Genomic DNA, 16,174 nt, shown 5'->3' with positions numbered 1-16,174 from the left:
TTCCTATGTCGATATATTGGGGACAGAAACGAGAATTATTAAAATCTATTTTTATAAATCGCTATACCTGTGCAAAATAAGTATAGAAATTATATATATTTTTCAAGAAACAATAAAAAGGAAAAAGAGGAATTTATATGTATATACCGTGGGTGAGATAAATGAAGAAACAAACACATGTAAGTATTCTTATAAGCATTATATTGTTGTCTGTAGCGATTCATTACGTAGCAATGCCATTTCTATATGAATACTCATTTCCTTTTCAAATTTTAATTGGAATGAGTACCTTATTCATTGATATTGTCGCTTGTAGTTATATACTTTATTTTTCAAATAAAAAAGAAGGATTACCTCGTTTATTTTGGACCATTTTATGTGTTGGAGCTCTCTCTTATTTCATTGGTGATATCGTCGTTGCCTATCAACGTTTAATTTTAAAGGACTACTATACATTTGTTGATGCGTCCGATTTTTTTTATCTACTTTTTTTAATTAGCTTTGCATTTGCCTTTCTATATGAAATCATCTATAACCGCGATTTATTAGAAAAGCTTTTTATGATATGTGATATTTGTATTATTGTTACAGCACAATTCACTTTAAGTTACTACTTACTTATTGAACGCACCATTCACGTTTCTTCAACATCCTATATCGACATATTCGTTCAACTTACCTATCCAATGGCCGATTTACTCTTTTTTCTCATAGGAATCAATCTGTTATTCAAGCCATTATCCTTATTATCCAAAAAAGTTGGTGCACTTCTTGGCAGTGCTTTAATTTTATATGCTACTACAGATGCGATTTATGCTTATATCAAATACTTCACACCCGAGTATTCTATGTTTACAGTTACTCCTCTCTATCAAGTAACCTTAGTACTAGTAGCAATCGCCTGTATTCTGCATACAAAAGAACCTGAAAGACAAGAGCAAGTACTATTAACCCCTAAACTTGGGGAATCAATCAGATTATCATTACCTTATATTTCTGTAGTCATGCTTATTGTTTTTATATTAGTTGAATATGTTTTTGCACCTATTGTAGTAATCGGGCTTATGATAACTTTCTCCTTCGTTCTCATACGCCATAGTTTAGTTCGAAAACAAAATAAAATATTATTACTAGCCCAAATGCAATTCAACTCCGAACTCGAAAAACAAATTGAACTACGTACAGAAGATTTAGTAGAACAAAAAAATGAACTATATCATAACCAACAAATGTTTAAATCTTTATACGAGCATCATCCAGATCCAATTTTCACATTAGACTTGTACGGTAATTTTCTCAATGTGAACAACGCTGGTACTACTTTACTCGGTTATCAAACGAATGAATTATTAAAACAACCATACTATTCACTTATGTACGAAGAAGATTTGGAAGAAATCATCAATGCCTTTCATCGGGTAAAAAAGGGGAAATCTATTTCTTTAGAAGTACGGGCGTATCATAAGAATAGAGATATTTACTACTTGCATGTTACAGCTGTTCCTATCTTTTTAAAGAATCATATTTCTGGTGTTTATTTAATGATTAAAGATATTACGGAGAGTAAACAACAACAAGAGCAAATTAATTTTCTAGCCTATCATGATACTTTAACAGAGCTTGCAAATCGCCGCGCATTTCATCAATATGTAGAACAAGCAATTACTCGATCCGAAATATCAAAAAGGCCTTTTGCTGTTATGTTTCTTGACTTAGACCGCTTTAAAGTTATTAATGATACCCTCGGTCATAGAGTTGGAGACCTTCTATTAATTGCAGTAGCAAAAAGACTCGAAAGAATAGCAACACCAAATATGAAGCTTGCCCGATTAGCCGGGGATGAATTCACAATCCTTATTGAGAATTATAAAAAAAGACCAGATGTAAAAAAAATAGCTGATGCAATTGTAGCAGACATGAACGAACCATTCGAAATTGAAAATCAACATTTAAAAATCTCACCAAGCATCGGGATTGCAATATATCCTGAAGCAGGTGAAGATCCATTATCAATCTTGCAGCATGCCGATATGGCTATGTACGAAGCAAAAAACAAAGGGAAAAACGGTAGCTCTCTGTACACGAAAGAATTGTATAAAAAAATGGAACGAAAAGCTCGAATTGAAAAAGATTTACCACTCGCCTTAGTAAACGAAGAATTCTATCTCGTCTATCAACCACAAATTGATATTACGACGAAAAAGATTATTGGTGCTGAAGCATTAATACGCTGGAAGCACTCGCTCCTAGGTGACATTCCACCATGTGAGTTCATTCCAATTGTAGAGGAGACTCCACAAGTTATTCCACTCGGTCATTGGGTATTAAAAGAATCTTGTCGCCAATTAAAAATATGGCATACTTTTGGCTACCAAGATTTAAAAATAAGTGTGAACTTATCAGCAAAGGAGTTCCAACAAGATAATTTAATCAAACACATTTCACAAATACTAACAGACCTTAACATCGATCCCAAATACGTAACACTTGAGTTAACAGAACGCATCGCGATGATCGATGAAAAAGAAACATTATCAATACTAAAACAATTAAAAGAATATGGTATTCAAACGTCCATTGATGACTTCGGTACCGGCTATTCTTCTCTCGCTTATTTATCAATTTTCCCTATCGATACATTAAAAGTACCGAGAGAATTTACCCAACTAGCCGATCATCGGCCTGAGGAAAGAGCCATCGTTTCCACTATCCTTTCCCTTGCAAATACTTTAAACCTTTCTGTTGTTGCTGAAGGAATTGAAACAGAAAAACAACTTAAGTTTCTACAAAAGAACAACTGTAAATATATGCAAGGTTACTATTTCAGTAAACCACTTACTAGTCATCAATTTATAAAATTTCTACAAAAAACACCCAGTATGAACCAATAACTCATACTGGGTGTTTTTATAGTGTCGGAATTTTTTTCTCGTAATATTCCTCTGCAATTTCTTCATAAAAAGCTGCTGAAGTCGTATAAAAATATGGAATTAGCCATAGGAATCCAATCCCGAGTGTAATACAACTTAATATAAACCAGCCAATAAAACTTAAACATAAAATGAAATACTCCATCTTATGCCCATCCATCATACGACGGCTTTCTGTAATAGCTTGATTTATAGAATACTCAGGGTGATCATTTATAATAAAGTACGTCATCGCATAAGAAAATGATTTAATAATGCCTGGAATAATAAATAGTAAAAACCATAAGAAAATATAAATGTTCACTACTATATATAATAAAAATGACTTAATAAACTTACTTCCTTCTGTAAACCATCTAAATATATGCCCAATACGCGCTTCTTTCTCACGAAGAATATGTAGTGCTAAATAATAACCACCTAGCGTTAATGGACCTACCATCAATATTGAAATAACGTCTACTGAAAGTGAGCTATTTACTTCTTTCCAATCCCAAACCTGAGAGAAAATAAAATTAATACTAAAACTAAAAGCTGAAATAAGAATCGAAATCAGTAGTGTTGCACCGACAGCTAATCCCCATTTCCCTTCTAATGAATCTAGCGCTTCTCCTTTTAAATCACTAATCATAATCGTCCTCCTATACGTAATAACTCTATTAGTATAGCATGTTCCTACTACAATTCATCTTTTGAAAGATGGCGATAAAAATGCGCTGTCGTTGTACTCATATACGGGCTAAGCCAAAGAAAACCTATTCCAAGTGTTAAAATCGCTAAAATTGCCCAACCTATAAAACTCAGCCATAACAGAAACAAATCCAATTTGTGCCCCTTCATAAGATGCTTACTTTCTTTCATCGCCTGTGACACACTATACTCTGGATTTTCAACCATTACATAGTACGTCAGCGCATAAGAAAAGTACATCACAATCATACCAACGATTGAAATAGCTAATAGTACAAAGAAAGCAATAGCAAACGACGTATTTCCTTCTTCACCAAAAAATGCGAATACGGCTACTAGCAACATTGGAATCCATGTGCCTGTATATAACAAAATCGCAAGCATTGCCCACATCGTTTTCATCATTCTTTTAAAGCCACGAAATCCTTCGAATAAGTGATCTACTTTAGCATCTTCTCGTTTACTAATCTGTAAAAATACATTTGTATAACCGTATGATGTAATTCCATACGATGCGTTACTTAAAATTATCATAATGCAATAAAAAACCCCAAATGTAATACCTGCTCCAATTGATATTGTGTCCTCTTCAAGTGAACCTGTGAAACCAGCAAATAGTAAAAATATAATAACTCCGGGAATTAAAAGTATAAGCATTGCAGCCATCGAAACAACGTAACTTAAAATAAAATATAAAATTGTTGATCCAACCCCTAGTCCCCAATTTCCTTTTAAAGAGTGCAATGCTTCTCGTTTCATTTCACCAATCATTTATTCATCTCCTTTATAAAGTGAAACTTTAATCAGTGGGTGTTTTGTTCATCCCCCACTGATTATTAGTTGAACCAATCGGACGTTAACGGACAGTTGATCTCCCACCTAACTTCTTTGCTCCAACTGAATTTTGAGGTGGGAGTTTTACTGTCCGTTAACGCGGGATAAATTGTTGTACATTCTCTACTTATACAAGCATCAATATAATTATACCATTTTTGTAAAATTATCCATAAACCACACAAAAAAATCCGTAAAGGCAAAGCCTTTACGGATTTTTTTTATTTCATATCGGAAACGTTTAAACGGTTCACAGCACGTTGTAATGCCATTTCTGCACGTTTAAAGTCAACATGTGCTTGTTTATCTTGCATACGTTGCTCAGCGCGACGCTTCGCTTCATTTGCACGATGGATATCGATATGGTTTGCTTCTTCAGCAGATGATGATAATACAGTTACTTTATCTGGACGAACTTCGATAAAGCCACCGCTTACTGCTACATAATCAGTGTGTCCACCATGTTTCAGACGAACTGCACTAATTTTTAACGGTGCAACAGTTGGAATGTGACCTGGTAAGATCCCCATTTCCCCACTCTCTGCTTTTACACTTACCATCTCTACTTCTTTTTCGTAAACCGGTCCATCAGGAGTTACAATACTGACTGGAAATGTCTTCATAATTCGTCCCTCCTAAGGCCTTACGCCATCATTTTCTTCGCGTTTTCAATAACTTCTTCAATGCCACCAACAAGGCGGAATGCATCTTCTGGAAGGTCATCATATTTTCCTTCTAGAATTTCTTTAAATCCGCTAACTGTATTTTTTACAGGTACGTAAGAACCTTTTTGACCTGTAAACTGCTCAGCTACGTGGAAGTTTTGAGATAAGAAGAATTGAATACGACGAGCACGATGTACAACTAACTTATCTTCTTCAGATAACTCATCCATACCTAAGATAGCGATGATATCTTGAAGTTCTTTATAACGCTGTAAAGTTTGCTGTACTTGACGAGCTACTTCATAATGCTCTTCTCCTACGATTTCTGGAGAAAGTGCACGAGATGTAGATGCTAATGGATCTACGGCTGGGTAAATACCCATTTGTGTTAAACGACGCTCTAAGTTTGTTGTTGCATCTAAGTGAGCGAACGTTGTAGCTGGTGCTGGATCCGTATAGTCATCGGCTGGTACATATACCGCTTGGATAGACGTGATAGATCCTTTATTTGTAGATGTAATACGCTCTTGTAATTGACCCATTTCTGTTGCAAGTGTTGGTTGGTAACCTACCGCAGATGGCATACGACCAAGAAGGGCAGATACTTCAGAACCTGCTTGCGTGAAACGGAAGATATTATCGATGAACAGAAGTACGTCTTGTCCTTGCTCATCACGGAAATGCTCAGCCATTGTTAAACCTGTTAATGCAACACGTTGACGTGCTCCAGGTGGCTCGTTCATTTGTCCGAATACCATCGCAGTTTTCTTAATTACGCCAGAATCGCTCATTTCGTGGTATAAATCGTTACCCTCACGAGTACGCTCACCTACACCAGCGAATACAGAGATACCACCGTGTTCTTGTGCGATGTTGTTAATTAATTCCTGAATTAATACAGTTTTACCTACACCGGCACCACCGAATAGACCGATTTTACCACCCTTAATGTAAGGAGCAAGTAAGTCTACTACTTTAATACCAGTTTCAAGAATTTCTACTTTAGTAGATAATTCTTCGAATGCAGGTGCTTGACGGTGAATTGGATCACGACGTACATCGGCAGGAACCTCACCATCTAAATCAATTGCATCACCTAATACGTTAAATACGCGACCAAGTGTTGCATCACCAACTGGTACAGAGATTGCTTTACCAGTATCTTCTACTTCTGTACCACGAACAAGTCCGTCTGTGGAAGACATTGCAACTGTACGAACTGTATCATCACCTAAATGAAGTGCAACTTCAAATGTTAAGTTAATGCTTGTTCCGTTTTCGTTGCTTTGTTTTACCGTAAGGGCGTTGTAGATTTCTGGTAGCTTTCCGCCATCAAACTTAACGTCTACAACCGGACCCATGATTTGCGTAACGCGCCCTTTATTCATCGGGTTCCCTCCTAGCTTTCTTTTAATTAGCCAACTTTCTACGAGCAGTTAGCTTTTCATTTTGTATTGGTTTATAGCTTACGCGGCTCTTTGAAAAGAGCCGCTTACGCTTTTTATTGAATCTAGTTCCAGCGGCTAGAACAGTCGGTCATTTCGCGCCTTCCTACGAGGCAAAAAGCGCCTCTTTGTCAGGAGCTCCAATGCCCTCCTGTTCTGGACGAGCCGCTTCCACTTTTTATACTACTCTAACGCTGCTGCTCCACCAACGATTTCCGTAATTTCTTGCGTAATCGCTGCCTGACGCGCACGGTTGAATGAAAGTGTAAGTGAATCGATAACTTCCATTGCATTGTCTGTAGCACTCTTCATTGCTGTCATACGCGCTGCGTGTTCACTTGCTTTACCGTCTAGTAATGCACCGTACACTAAGCTTTCTGCGTATTGTGGCAATAGTACTTTTAAAATTTCTTCTTCAGAAGGTTCGAATTCATAAGCTGTCGTCGGTTTATCAGACGCCACATCAGTAAGCGGTAAAATTTTATTTTCCGTTACTTCTTGTGAAATTTTACTTACGAAATGGTTGTAGTAAATATACAGCTCATCATAAGCACCATCTGCGAACATCGCAATCGCTCGAGAAGCAAGGTCTTTAATATCAGTAAATGATGGGTGGTCAGATAATCCAACTACTTCATCAATGATGTTAAAGCCGCGACGTTTTAAATAATCACGTCCTAGTCGGCCAAGCACAATAATTGAATATTGGTTTGAGTCCATATTATGACGTTCACGAATTACGTTACTTACTGTACGTAATACGTTACTGTTATAACCACCTGCTAGTCCGCGATCAGATGTAATAACGATGTATCCTGTACGCTTTACAGGACGCGCATTTAGCATCGGATGATTAATTCCTTTACTTCCTTGCGCAATGCTCGCTACTACTTCTTGAATCTTTTCCATATACGGAACGAAAGATTTAGCATTTTGCTCTGCACGGTTTAACTTAGATGCAGATACCATCTCCATCGCTTTCGTAATTTGACTCGTTTTCTTTGTCGAGTTAATCTTCGCTTTTATATCGCGTAAAGATGCCACAGGTTTTCACCACCTTTTTTCCGGAAGTTGGCACGATTAGTAAGAATTCTCTTCCTAATCTACGTTGCAAGATATTCTTGCTCATGATTGAAGGAAAAGAATAGGTGCACCTACTCTTTTCCTTTACATAACCGTCAGCGATCTCAGAGCCTGAGATGCCTTATATATTATCTAGCTCCAGCGGCTTGTACGAGTCGCTGAAGCTTTTATTTATTACTCAGAAGCTACGAATACTTTTTTAAATCCGTTAATTGCTGCTGCAAACTTGTCGTCATCCGCAAGTTTCTTAGTTGTGCGGATTTCTTCTAATAAGTCAGTCGCATTAGAATCTAACCAAGCATGTAATTCTTCTTCGAAACGAGTGATATCTGCTACTGGGATATCATCTAGGAATCCACGTGTTAAAGCGTAAAGAATGATAACTTGTTTCTCTACACGTAACGGTTTGTGTAATCCTTGTTTTAATACCTCAACAGTACGAGCACCACGGTTTAGTTTCGCTTGAGTTGCTTTATCAAGGTCAGAACCGAACTGAGCGAACGCTTCTAACTCACGGTAAGATGCAAGGTCAAGACGAAGTGTACCTGATACTTTACTCATTGCTTTAATCTGAGCAGATCCACCTACACGAGATACAGAAGTACCCGCATCGATTGCTGGACGTACGCCAGAGAAGAACAGATCAGATTGTAAGAAGATTTGTCCATCCGTAATAGAAATTACGTTTGTTGGGATGTAAGCTGATACGTCCCCTGCTTGTGTTTCGATGAAAGGTAATGCAGTTAAAGAACCGCCGCCTCTTGCATCACTTAATTTTGCTGCACGCTCTAATAAGCGAGAATGTAAGTAGAATACATCCCCTGGATAAGCTTCACGACCTGGAGGACGACGTAATAGTAATGAAAGCTCACGGTAAGCCGCTGCTTGTTTTGATAAGTCATCATATACTACTAATACGTGTTTACCATTGTACATGAACTCTTCACCCATTGTTACACCAGCGTAAGGAGCTAAGTATAATAATGGAGCTGGTTGAGAAGCAGATGCAGTTACAACGATTGTGTAATCTAATGCACCGTGCTTACGTAGTGTTTCTACTACGTTACGTACAGTTGATTCTTTTTGTCCGATAGCTACATAGATACAAATCATATCTTCATCTTTTTGGTTAATGATTGTATCAAGTGCAACTGCTGTTTTACCTGTTTGACGGTCACCAATGATTAACTCACGTTGACCACGGCCAATTGGTACAAGAGCATCGATCGCTTTAATACCTGTTTGAAGTGGCTCATGAACAGATTTACGATCCATTACACCTGGTGCTGGACTTTCGATTGGACGAGTGTTTGTTGTATTGATTGGGCCTAAACCATCAACTGGTTGACCTAATGGGTTTACAACACGACCGATTAGTTCTTTTCCTACTGGTACTTGCATGATGCGACCAGTACGACGAACTTCGTCACCTTCACGGATTTCTGTGTAAGGTCCTAAAATGATAATACCTACGTTGTTTTCCTCTAAGTTTTGTGCTAGTCCCATAACGCCGTTAGAGAACTCTACAAGTTCACCAGCCATAACGTTATCAAGACCATGAGCACGCGCAATACCGTCACCAACTTGGATAACTGTACCAACATCACTAACTTCGATTTCAGACTGATAGTTCTCGATTTGTTGCTTTATCAGTGCGCTAATTTCTTCAGCTCTGATGCTCATGTGCTTCACCCCTATCTATTCTTCATTAATTCACGCTGAATACGTGCTAATTTTCCTTGTAAACTTCCATCATAAATGCGATTTCCAATACGTACTTTAATGCCGCCTAGTAAATCTTCATCTACAACATTTTTTACGCGAATTGCATCTTTTCCTGTTCTCTTTGCAAATGCTTCTGCAATGTTAAGCTTCTCTTCCTCTGATAGAAGACGAGTAGAATATACAGTTGCATCCGCTACGTTACGTTCTTCATTAGCAAGAACAACGTATTCATCTGCAATTTCAGGTAAGATATCAATGCGTTTGTTATCAATTAAAATATATAACGTATTTAAAATAGATTCAGAAACAGACCCGAATACGTTTGCAAGAAACGTTTTCTTTTGTTCCTTTGAAATGTTCGGTTGCGTTAAAAAGCTATGTAGTTCTCCGTTCTTTACATAAACGTTTTGTACAAGGCGTAATTCCTCTTCAAACATTTCTAATACGTGTTTTTCTTTTGCAATTTTAAAAAGAGCGACAGCATAACGTTTTGCTACAATCCCATTGCTCATCGCGCTTCTCCTACTTCTTTAATATAATCGCGAATTAACTTAACTTGATCTTCTTCTTTTAACTCTTTTTCAATTACTTTAGAAGCAATTTGAACAGATAAAGAAGCAACTTGTTCTTGTAAAGCAGCAATCGCTTGCTCTTTTTCGCGTTGAATTTCTTGTACAGCAGATGCTTTAATTGATTCTGCTTCTTCTTTCGCAGCAGCAACAATAACATCTTTTTGATCTACAGCTTGCTTTTTCGCTCTTTCGATTAACTCTTGTGCTTCAACACGCGATTGTTTTAACATTTCACGTTGTTCTTCTACTAATTTTTTCGCTTCAGCGTTACTTCTTTCTGCAGCGTCGATTTCATTAGTAACATGCTCTTCACGTTCTTTCATAATTCCCATTAAAGGACCCCACGCAAATTTGCGTAGCATTACTAATAGAAGTAAGAAAATGAACAATGTATAAGCAATCGTTCCAAATGGAATGGCAGCCCCTAATAATAAAGTTGGCACAAGGATTCACTCCCTTCAAAATATCTAAATTGATCATATGAAAAAAAAAGACATACGTTTCATCCATAAAGCAATGGCGAAGAAAGTTCGGAAAAACACTCTTCGCCATCTATGTAAGGGGAGTCTCCCTTATTTGTTCATTACGATGAATGCAATAACTACACCGATGATTGGAAGTGCCTCAACTAAAGCAACCCCGATGAACATAATTGTTTGAAGTGCGCCTTTTAATTCTGGTTGACGAGCAACACCTTCGATTGTACGTGATACGATAAGACCGTTACCAATACCTGCACCTAATGCTGATAAACCAATTGCAATTGCAGCTGCGATTACACCTAAACTCATTTAATTTGTCCTCCTTTGTATTATAAAAAAATAAATTTTTTCTTACTTAAATTATATTAATGGTCATGGCTTACTTTATGAGCCATATAAACCATCGTTAACATAACGAAAATAAATGACTGGATTGATCCAACGAATACGCTGAACCCCATCCATGCTAACATTGGTACAAGCGCACCTAATGCTCCAAGGAATGATGCCCCGCCTAACTTAGCAAGTAATCCTAATAAGATCTCACCTGCATAAATGTTACCAAATAAACGAAGACCTAACGTTAATGTGTTAGCAAACTCCTCAATAACCTTTAATGGGAATAAGAATTTCATCGGTTGGAAATAACCTTTAACGTATTCTTTCGTACCCTTCATCTTAATTCCATAATAATGGGTGAGGGTAACTACCATCACGGCTAATGTTAATGTAACTGCTGGATCAGACGTTGGTGATCTCCACCATGCAATATGTTCGCCAGCCTCAACTGTTGAATACATGAATGGTAAACCAAGGAAGTTCGATACGATGATAAACATGATAAGCGTAACGCCAAGCGTTAAGAAACGTCCACCTGTTTTCCAGTCCATCGTACTATTGATAATCCCTTTCACGAAGTCAAACACCCATTCCATGAAATTTTGCATTCCTGTTGGGCGAAGAGCTAAACTGCGAGTTCCGATAACAGCGATTAAGAAAACAATAACTGCTGCTACAGTAACCATCATAACTGATGACAAATCGAACGTTAAACCTAGAAATTCAACTAATCTACCGTGTTCCACTAGTAATTCACCTCTCTTCCCTGCTCTTATACTCTAAATAAAGAAAATCTATGATCATGACAAGGTATCCTGTCAGCAATCCCACACCTAAGCCCCACATCGCAATTAACTCTTGATATTTGGCTGCAAATAAAATTAATAACCCAATCGTGGCGAATCTTGAATATGTACTTACCGCTGTCGCCTTAAACTTCACGTTTTCTCCATTTGTTACGCGATCCAACAGCTTGTCTGTTCTACGTGCAATGATGCGCAAACTAAGAAAACTGAAAATCGTTCCGATAATCAGTCCAAGAAATACATCCTTGTAAGAGGTGAATCCCCATCCTAGCACTAGAAGCGCAAGCAAGTAGTACATATATTTCTTTTGTCTTTGGACAAGTCCATGTACGTCTATCATCATTGCTCTCCCGAATAGTAATGTCGAATGAGTCGAATCATTGCGTATACCCCAGTTCCTAATCCGAGTAATAACCCGATAATAAGAAACAACGGAAACGTTCCAACCTTACTATCAATCCACTGCCCACCAAAGATCCCAATAAGAATAGAACCGACTAACTGAGCAAGAATACCTGACATTAAAGCATAAGCTTTTATATGGCTGCGATCGTTTTTTTGCAAGGATTCATCCCTCCAATATGTAACCCTCATTCACGATGTGTTAATAATAACTCATTTTTCTGCATAAATCCTATACAAAATAAAAAGTTTACATTTTCGTCACTGAATAGATGTATTTTTGTCACTGAAAGCCCTACCATCTATCCCCGTTGTTAGCATACAATAGGGTATTAACAGTGTCAACGAGAAATCGTAAAAAATCAAAAAATTTGAGTATTAGTCATTTCCTCCCAAAAATGAAAACGTTCCCCTTCTAAATACTGGTTAGAGATATGCAATTTCTAACAGTTTTCTCTTTATAATAGAAGGAAATGTTCACAAGTTTGTCACTATTATATTTTTACGATATAACGCTTTCCTTCCATAATATAGTGCTCTTTAGACGTAAGACTTCTATATTATATGTGATGTGCATGCAACTTATGTTGTATATACTATGTATATTTATCCCCCTCCCCTACTTAATCAAGGTACAAAAAAACGAGAGGGAATCCCCTCTCGTCAGTTGTCTTACTTCGTTCCGAATAAACGGTCACCAGCATCACCAAGACCTGGTACTACATATCCGTGGTCATTTAATTTCTCATCTAATGCTGCTACATAAATATCAACATCAGGATGTTCTTCTTGTACTACTTTTACTCCTTCTGGAGCTGCAACGATACACATTAATTTAATTTGCTTTGCACCGCGCTTTTTCAGAGAGTTAATTGCTTCAGCTGCAGAACCACCTGTTGCTAGCATCGGATCTAGTACGATAAAGTCACGCTCTTCTACATCCGTTGGAAGTTTCACATAGTATTCTACCGGTTGCAATGTTTTAGGGTCGCGATATAAACCAACGTGTCCTACTTTTGCTGCTGGAATTAATTTCAGAATTCCATCAACCATTCCTAAACCTGCACGTAAAATCGGAATTAAACCAAGTTTTTTACCAGCGATCACTTTTGTTGTCGCTTTGCTTACAGGCGTTTCAATTTCAATATCTTTAAGTGGAAGATCGCGAGTAATTTCAAAAGCCATTAAGCTTGCTACTTCGTCCACTAATTCACGAAAATCTTTCGTACCTGTATTCTTATCGCGAATATATGTAATCTTATGTTGAATTAACGGGTGATCAAATACATACAGTTTTCCCATGTGAATCTCTCCTTTAGATGATATTCATGCGTTTGCACGCTTTTTTACACTATTTACGATTGTAAAGAAAACGCTACTAATATTCAAGGGCAAATTTGGCAAAATCATGATTTTACGATGAATCTATCTAGTATCTTTACCAATTATGGGAGCTGTATCCTTCATTATATCGCCAAAATTTATTCATCATTTGTATACATACTTAAAGAACAATATATGTCCAAAAAAAAACTGCTAAAACAATTACGTCTCAGCAGTCTTCTTTCATCTATTATAGATCTGTGTACATTGGGAATTTGCTTGTTAACGCTTCTACACGCTTACGTGCTTCTTCTAATGCAGCTTCATTTTCATGATTTTTTAATGTGTAAGCAATAAGTGACGCAATTTCATCCATGTCTTCTAAACCGAAACCACGTGATGTTACAGCTGCCGTACCGATACGTACACCGCTTGTTACAAATGGGCTTGCTGTTTCAAATGGAATTGTATTTTTGTTCACTGTAATACCAACTTCATCTAATACGTGCTCTGCTACTTTACCTGTGATTTCTAAGTTACGAACATCAATCAGGATTAAGTGATTGTCTGTTCCGCCAGAAACAAGTGTAAGTCCTTCTTTTTGAAGACCTTCAGCTAAGCGGTTCGCATTATTAATGATATTTTGTGCATATGTTTTAAAATCATCTTGTAGTGTCTCACCAAATGCAACAGCTTTTGCAGCGATTACGTGCATAAGTGGACCACCTTGAATACCAGGGAAGATTGATTTATCAATTTGTTTTGCAAATTGCTCTTCACATAAAATCATACCACCACGTGGACCACGTAATGTTTTATGTGTTGTCGTTGTAACGAAATGTGCATGTGGTACTGGGTTTGGATGTAAACCAGCAGCTACTAAACCAGCGATATGTGCCATATCAACCATAAAGTATGCACCCACTTCATCTGCAATCTCACGGAATCGTTTGAAATCGATAACACGAGGGTATGCACTTGCACCTGCAACGATTAATTTTGGTTTATGTTCTTTCGCTTTTGCTAATACATCATCGTAATTAATACGGTGAGATTCAGCATCCACGCCATATTCTACGAAATTATATTGTACTCCACTGAAGTTAACAGGGCTTCCGTGTGTTAAGTGACCACCATGAGATAAATTCATACCAAGTACTGTATCGCCTTGCTCTAAAATCGTGAAGTATACTGCCATGTTCGCTTGCGCACCAGAATGCGGTTGAACATTTACATGCTCTGCACCAAAAATTTCTTTCGCGCGATCACGTGCGATATCTTCTACTACGTCTACGTGCTCACAGCCACCATAGTAACGTTTTCCAGGATATCCTTCAGCATACTTATTCGTTAAAACAGAACCTTGCGCCTCCATTACTGCTTCACTTACGAAGTTTTCCGAAGCAATTAACTCAATCTTTGAACGCTGTCTTCCTAGTTCTGCCTCAATTGCAGCAAATACCTTTTCATCTTGACGTTTTAAATGATCCACCAAAATCCCCCTTTTCTGAACGAATTACATCGATTCCCAATAGTTTTTTCTCATTTATTCAGAAAAAACGAAAATTCAGGTTGTAATTCTTTCGAACCTTCATGTTTTCAACTACATTCTAACATGACTTTCTATATCATAAAAGAAAAAAAAGACCGAAAATCGGTCTTTTCTTTCTTCTATGATAAAGTCAGACAACATACCTTATTCGTAGGATACAATGAAATTTTAACGGCAAGAGATACTCTCTTCCTTCGCCACATAAACAGCACGTGCTCCACCAATTAGTTTTCCACGTGTTGTTGCCATCGTTACATGCGCACTTCCAATTTCCTTCACACCTGTACGAACCGGAACAGCTACATGTTTTAAATGCATACCGATAAATGTATCACCAATATCCATTCCTGCATCTGCCTTAATAAACTCAATTACTACCGGATCTTTCAAATTGTGATACGCATATGTTGCTAATGCACCACCTGCTGATCTAACAGGCGTAACTGTTACAATTTCAAATTGATATTTCATCGCCAACTCTCTCTCAACTACTAAAGCACGGTTTAAATGCTCACAACATTGAAACGCCAACTCAATACCTGTTTGCTCTTGAAATTGTTTTAACTCAGAAAAAATCGCCTCTGCTACTTCCATCGTCCCTGATGTTCCAATTCTTTCTCCTAGCACTTCGCTCGTACTACACCCCACTACAAAAATTTGACCACTTTGTAATGAAGCTTGTTCTTGGAAATCAGAAAGCGATATTTGTAACTGTTCTCTTACCTTTACGATTTCTGTCATTACGCCTCTTCCTTTCACAGGTTGGTTCACCAAATTATATTTCATACTGCTTCTAGTTAGAATCTATTACTTTGTTTCGTATGTTTTAATTTTTCCTACGCGGTTTTCGTGACGACCACCTTCATAGTCAGTTGTTAACCAAATTTTTGCGATGTCACGTGCTAGACCTGCACCAATTACACGCTCGCCCATTGCTAGCATGTTCGTATCATTATGCTCTCTCGTTGCTTTCGCACTGAAAGTATCATGAACTAATGCACAACGAATACCATTTACCTTGTTTGCCGCAATTGACATACCGATGCCTGTCCCACAAACTAAAATACCACGGTCTACTTCGCCATTCGCTACCATTTCCGCTGCTGGAAATGCAAAATCAGGGTAATCAACAGAACCAGCTTCACATTCACAACCTAAATCAATATATTCAATATTTAACTCTTCTAATAAACTTACAAGTTCTTTACGGATATTCATACCGCCGTGATCAGATGCTACTACTACTTTCATTTTTACCCCTCCAAAGTTTCAATCAATTATCTTCATCTCTCACTCGCTACCATAATGGAACGAAGTGATCTCCAA

Annotated in this window: 18 protein-coding genes; 1 reads left to right on the top strand and 17 read right to left on the bottom strand. The window is 37.5% G+C overall.

From position 1 onward, the window contains the following. The first annotated feature begins 161 nt into the window (after positions 1-161). Positions 162-2,891, top strand: coding sequence for a putative bifunctional diguanylate cyclase/phosphodiesterase (locus tag ACXVYO_RS01915; protein ID WP_458465892.1), 2,730 nt, complete (start codon positions 162-164; stop codon positions 2,889-2,891). 16 nt (positions 2,892-2,907) lie between these two features. Here the strand turns inward: ACXVYO_RS01915 and ACXVYO_RS01910 are convergent, their stop codons facing one another. From ACXVYO_RS01910 to rpiB, 17 genes are all read right to left on the bottom strand, one after another. Further along, positions 2,908-3,561 (bottom strand): DUF975 family protein, encoded by a 654-nt coding sequence (locus ACXVYO_RS01910; protein ID WP_458465891.1) that lies wholly within the window; start codon positions 3,559-3,561, stop codon positions 2,908-2,910. A 47-nt stretch (positions 3,562-3,608) separates the two neighbouring features. Further along, positions 3,609-4,391 carry a DUF975 family protein gene (locus tag ACXVYO_RS01905; RefSeq protein ID WP_458465890.1) on the bottom strand — a complete coding sequence of 261 codons (783 nt, stop codon included), beginning with the start codon at positions 4,389-4,391 and terminating at the stop codon, positions 3,609-3,611. Between the two features lie 284 nt (positions 4,392-4,675). Continuing rightward, on the bottom strand, positions 4,676-5,077 hold the full coding sequence (atpC, locus tag ACXVYO_RS01900) for a F0F1 ATP synthase subunit epsilon (RefSeq protein WP_060487972.1): 402 nt from the start codon (positions 5,075-5,077) through the stop codon (positions 4,676-4,678). 20 nt (positions 5,078-5,097) lie between these two features. Beyond that, a complete protein-coding gene (atpD, locus tag ACXVYO_RS01895; RefSeq protein WP_001032603.1) occupies positions 5,098-6,507 on the bottom strand; it encodes a F0F1 ATP synthase subunit beta in 1,410 nt (469 codons plus the stop codon). Positions 6,508-6,747: 240 nt separating this feature from the next. Next, positions 6,748-7,608 (bottom strand): F0F1 ATP synthase subunit gamma, encoded by an 861-nt coding sequence (gene atpG / locus ACXVYO_RS01890; protein WP_073517190.1) that lies wholly within the window; start codon positions 7,606-7,608, stop codon positions 6,748-6,750. 213 nt (positions 7,609-7,821) lie between these two features. Further along, a complete protein-coding gene (atpA, locus tag ACXVYO_RS01885; protein WP_000027514.1) occupies positions 7,822-9,330 on the bottom strand; it encodes a F0F1 ATP synthase subunit alpha in 1,509 nt (502 codons plus the stop codon). Between the two features lie 11 nt (positions 9,331-9,341). Further along, positions 9,342-9,884, bottom strand: coding sequence for a F0F1 ATP synthase subunit delta (gene atpH / locus ACXVYO_RS01880; protein ID WP_000064683.1), 543 nt, complete (start codon positions 9,882-9,884; stop codon positions 9,342-9,344). Continuing rightward, positions 9,881-10,387, bottom strand: coding sequence for a F0F1 ATP synthase subunit B (gene atpF, locus ACXVYO_RS01875; RefSeq protein WP_001142618.1), 507 nt, complete (start codon positions 10,385-10,387; stop codon positions 9,881-9,883). Before atpF ends, atpH begins: the two co-directional genes overlap by 4 nt. Before the next feature lie 129 nt (positions 10,388-10,516). Then, positions 10,517-10,735 (bottom strand): F0F1 ATP synthase subunit C, encoded by a 219-nt coding sequence (gene atpE, locus ACXVYO_RS01870; protein ID WP_000052064.1) that lies wholly within the window; start codon positions 10,733-10,735, stop codon positions 10,517-10,519. 56 nt (positions 10,736-10,791) lie between these two features. After that, positions 10,792-11,511: a F0F1 ATP synthase subunit A gene (gene atpB, locus ACXVYO_RS01865; RefSeq protein ID WP_016085476.1), complete on the bottom strand. Its 720-nt coding sequence runs from the start codon at positions 11,509-11,511 to the stop codon at positions 10,792-10,794. A 7-nt stretch (positions 11,512-11,518) separates the two neighbouring features. After that, complete coding sequence (locus tag ACXVYO_RS01860; RefSeq protein WP_000567600.1) at positions 11,519-11,911, bottom strand: ATP synthase subunit I; 393 nt, start codon at positions 11,909-11,911, stop codon at positions 11,519-11,521. Next, positions 11,911-12,135: an AtpZ/AtpI family protein gene (locus tag ACXVYO_RS01855; protein WP_042981045.1), complete on the bottom strand. Its 225-nt coding sequence runs from the start codon at positions 12,133-12,135 to the stop codon at positions 11,911-11,913. The genes ACXVYO_RS01860 and ACXVYO_RS01855 overlap by 1 nt, the downstream gene beginning before the upstream one ends. A gap of 26 nt (positions 12,136-12,161) precedes the next feature. After that, on the bottom strand, positions 12,162-12,275 hold the full coding sequence (locus tag ACXVYO_RS01850; RefSeq protein WP_071724806.1) for a DUF4024 domain-containing protein: 114 nt from the start codon (positions 12,273-12,275) through the stop codon (positions 12,162-12,164). A gap of 370 nt (positions 12,276-12,645) precedes the next feature. After that, a complete protein-coding gene (gene upp / locus ACXVYO_RS01845; RefSeq protein WP_000517539.1) occupies positions 12,646-13,275 on the bottom strand; it encodes a uracil phosphoribosyltransferase in 630 nt (209 codons plus the stop codon). A gap of 271 nt (positions 13,276-13,546) precedes the next feature. Beyond that, positions 13,547-14,788: a serine hydroxymethyltransferase gene (glyA, locus tag ACXVYO_RS01840; RefSeq protein WP_000349795.1), complete on the bottom strand. Its 1,242-nt coding sequence runs from the start codon at positions 14,786-14,788 to the stop codon at positions 13,547-13,549. Between the two features lie 228 nt (positions 14,789-15,016). Then, a complete protein-coding gene (locus tag ACXVYO_RS01835; RefSeq protein WP_458465889.1) occupies positions 15,017-15,634 on the bottom strand; it encodes a TIGR01440 family protein in 618 nt (205 codons plus the stop codon). 21 nt (positions 15,635-15,655) lie between these two features. After that, positions 15,656-16,099, bottom strand: a complete 444-nt coding sequence (rpiB, locus tag ACXVYO_RS01830) for a ribose 5-phosphate isomerase B (RefSeq protein ID WP_000869917.1) — start codon at positions 16,097-16,099, stop codon at positions 15,656-15,658. Positions 16,100-16,174 lie beyond the last annotated feature (75 nt).

It is taken from the genome of Bacillus sp. BC08 (genome assembly GCF_054326875.1).
This window is presented reverse-complemented; position numbering and strand designations above follow the sequence as displayed.

Coding starts and splice junctions, on each gene's coding strand:
- ACXVYO_RS01915 (WP_458465892.1), top strand. CDS start 162: ATGAAGAAACAAACACATGTAAGTATTCTTATAAGCATTATATTGTTG.
- ACXVYO_RS01910 (WP_458465891.1), bottom strand. CDS start 3,561: ATGATTAGTGATTTAAAAGGAGAAGCGCTAGATTCATTAGAAGGGAAA.
- ACXVYO_RS01905 (WP_458465890.1), bottom strand. CDS start 4,391: ATGATTGGTGAAATGAAACGAGAAGCATTGCACTCTTTAAAAGGAAAT.
- atpC (WP_060487972.1), bottom strand. CDS start 5,077: ATGAAGACATTTCCAGTCAGTATTGTAACTCCTGATGGACCGGTTTAC.
- atpD (WP_001032603.1), bottom strand. CDS start 6,507: ATGAATAAAGGGCGCGTTACGCAAATCATGGGTCCGGTTGTAGACGTT.
- atpA (WP_000027514.1), bottom strand. CDS start 9,330: ATGAGCATCAGAGCTGAAGAAATTAGCGCACTGATAAAGCAACAAATC.
- atpH (WP_000064683.1), bottom strand. CDS start 9,884: ATGAGCAATGGGATTGTAGCAAAACGTTATGCTGTCGCTCTTTTTAAA.
- atpE (WP_000052064.1), bottom strand. CDS start 10,735: ATGAGTTTAGGTGTAATCGCAGCTGCAATTGCAATTGGTTTATCAGCA.
- ACXVYO_RS01860 (WP_000567600.1), bottom strand. CDS start 11,911: ATGATAGACGTACATGGACTTGTCCAAAGACAAAAGAAATATATGTAC.
- ACXVYO_RS01850 (WP_071724806.1), bottom strand. CDS start 12,275: ATGGTAGGGCTTTCAGTGACAAAAATACATCTATTCAGTGACGAAAAT.
- upp (WP_000517539.1), bottom strand. CDS start 13,275: ATGGGAAAACTGTATGTATTTGATCACCCGTTAATTCAACATAAGATT.
- ACXVYO_RS01835 (WP_458465889.1), bottom strand. CDS start 15,634: ATGAAATATAATTTGGTGAACCAACCTGTGAAAGGAAGAGGCGTAATG.
- rpiB (WP_000869917.1), bottom strand. CDS start 16,099: ATGAAAGTAGTAGTAGCATCTGATCACGGCGGTATGAATATCCGTAAA.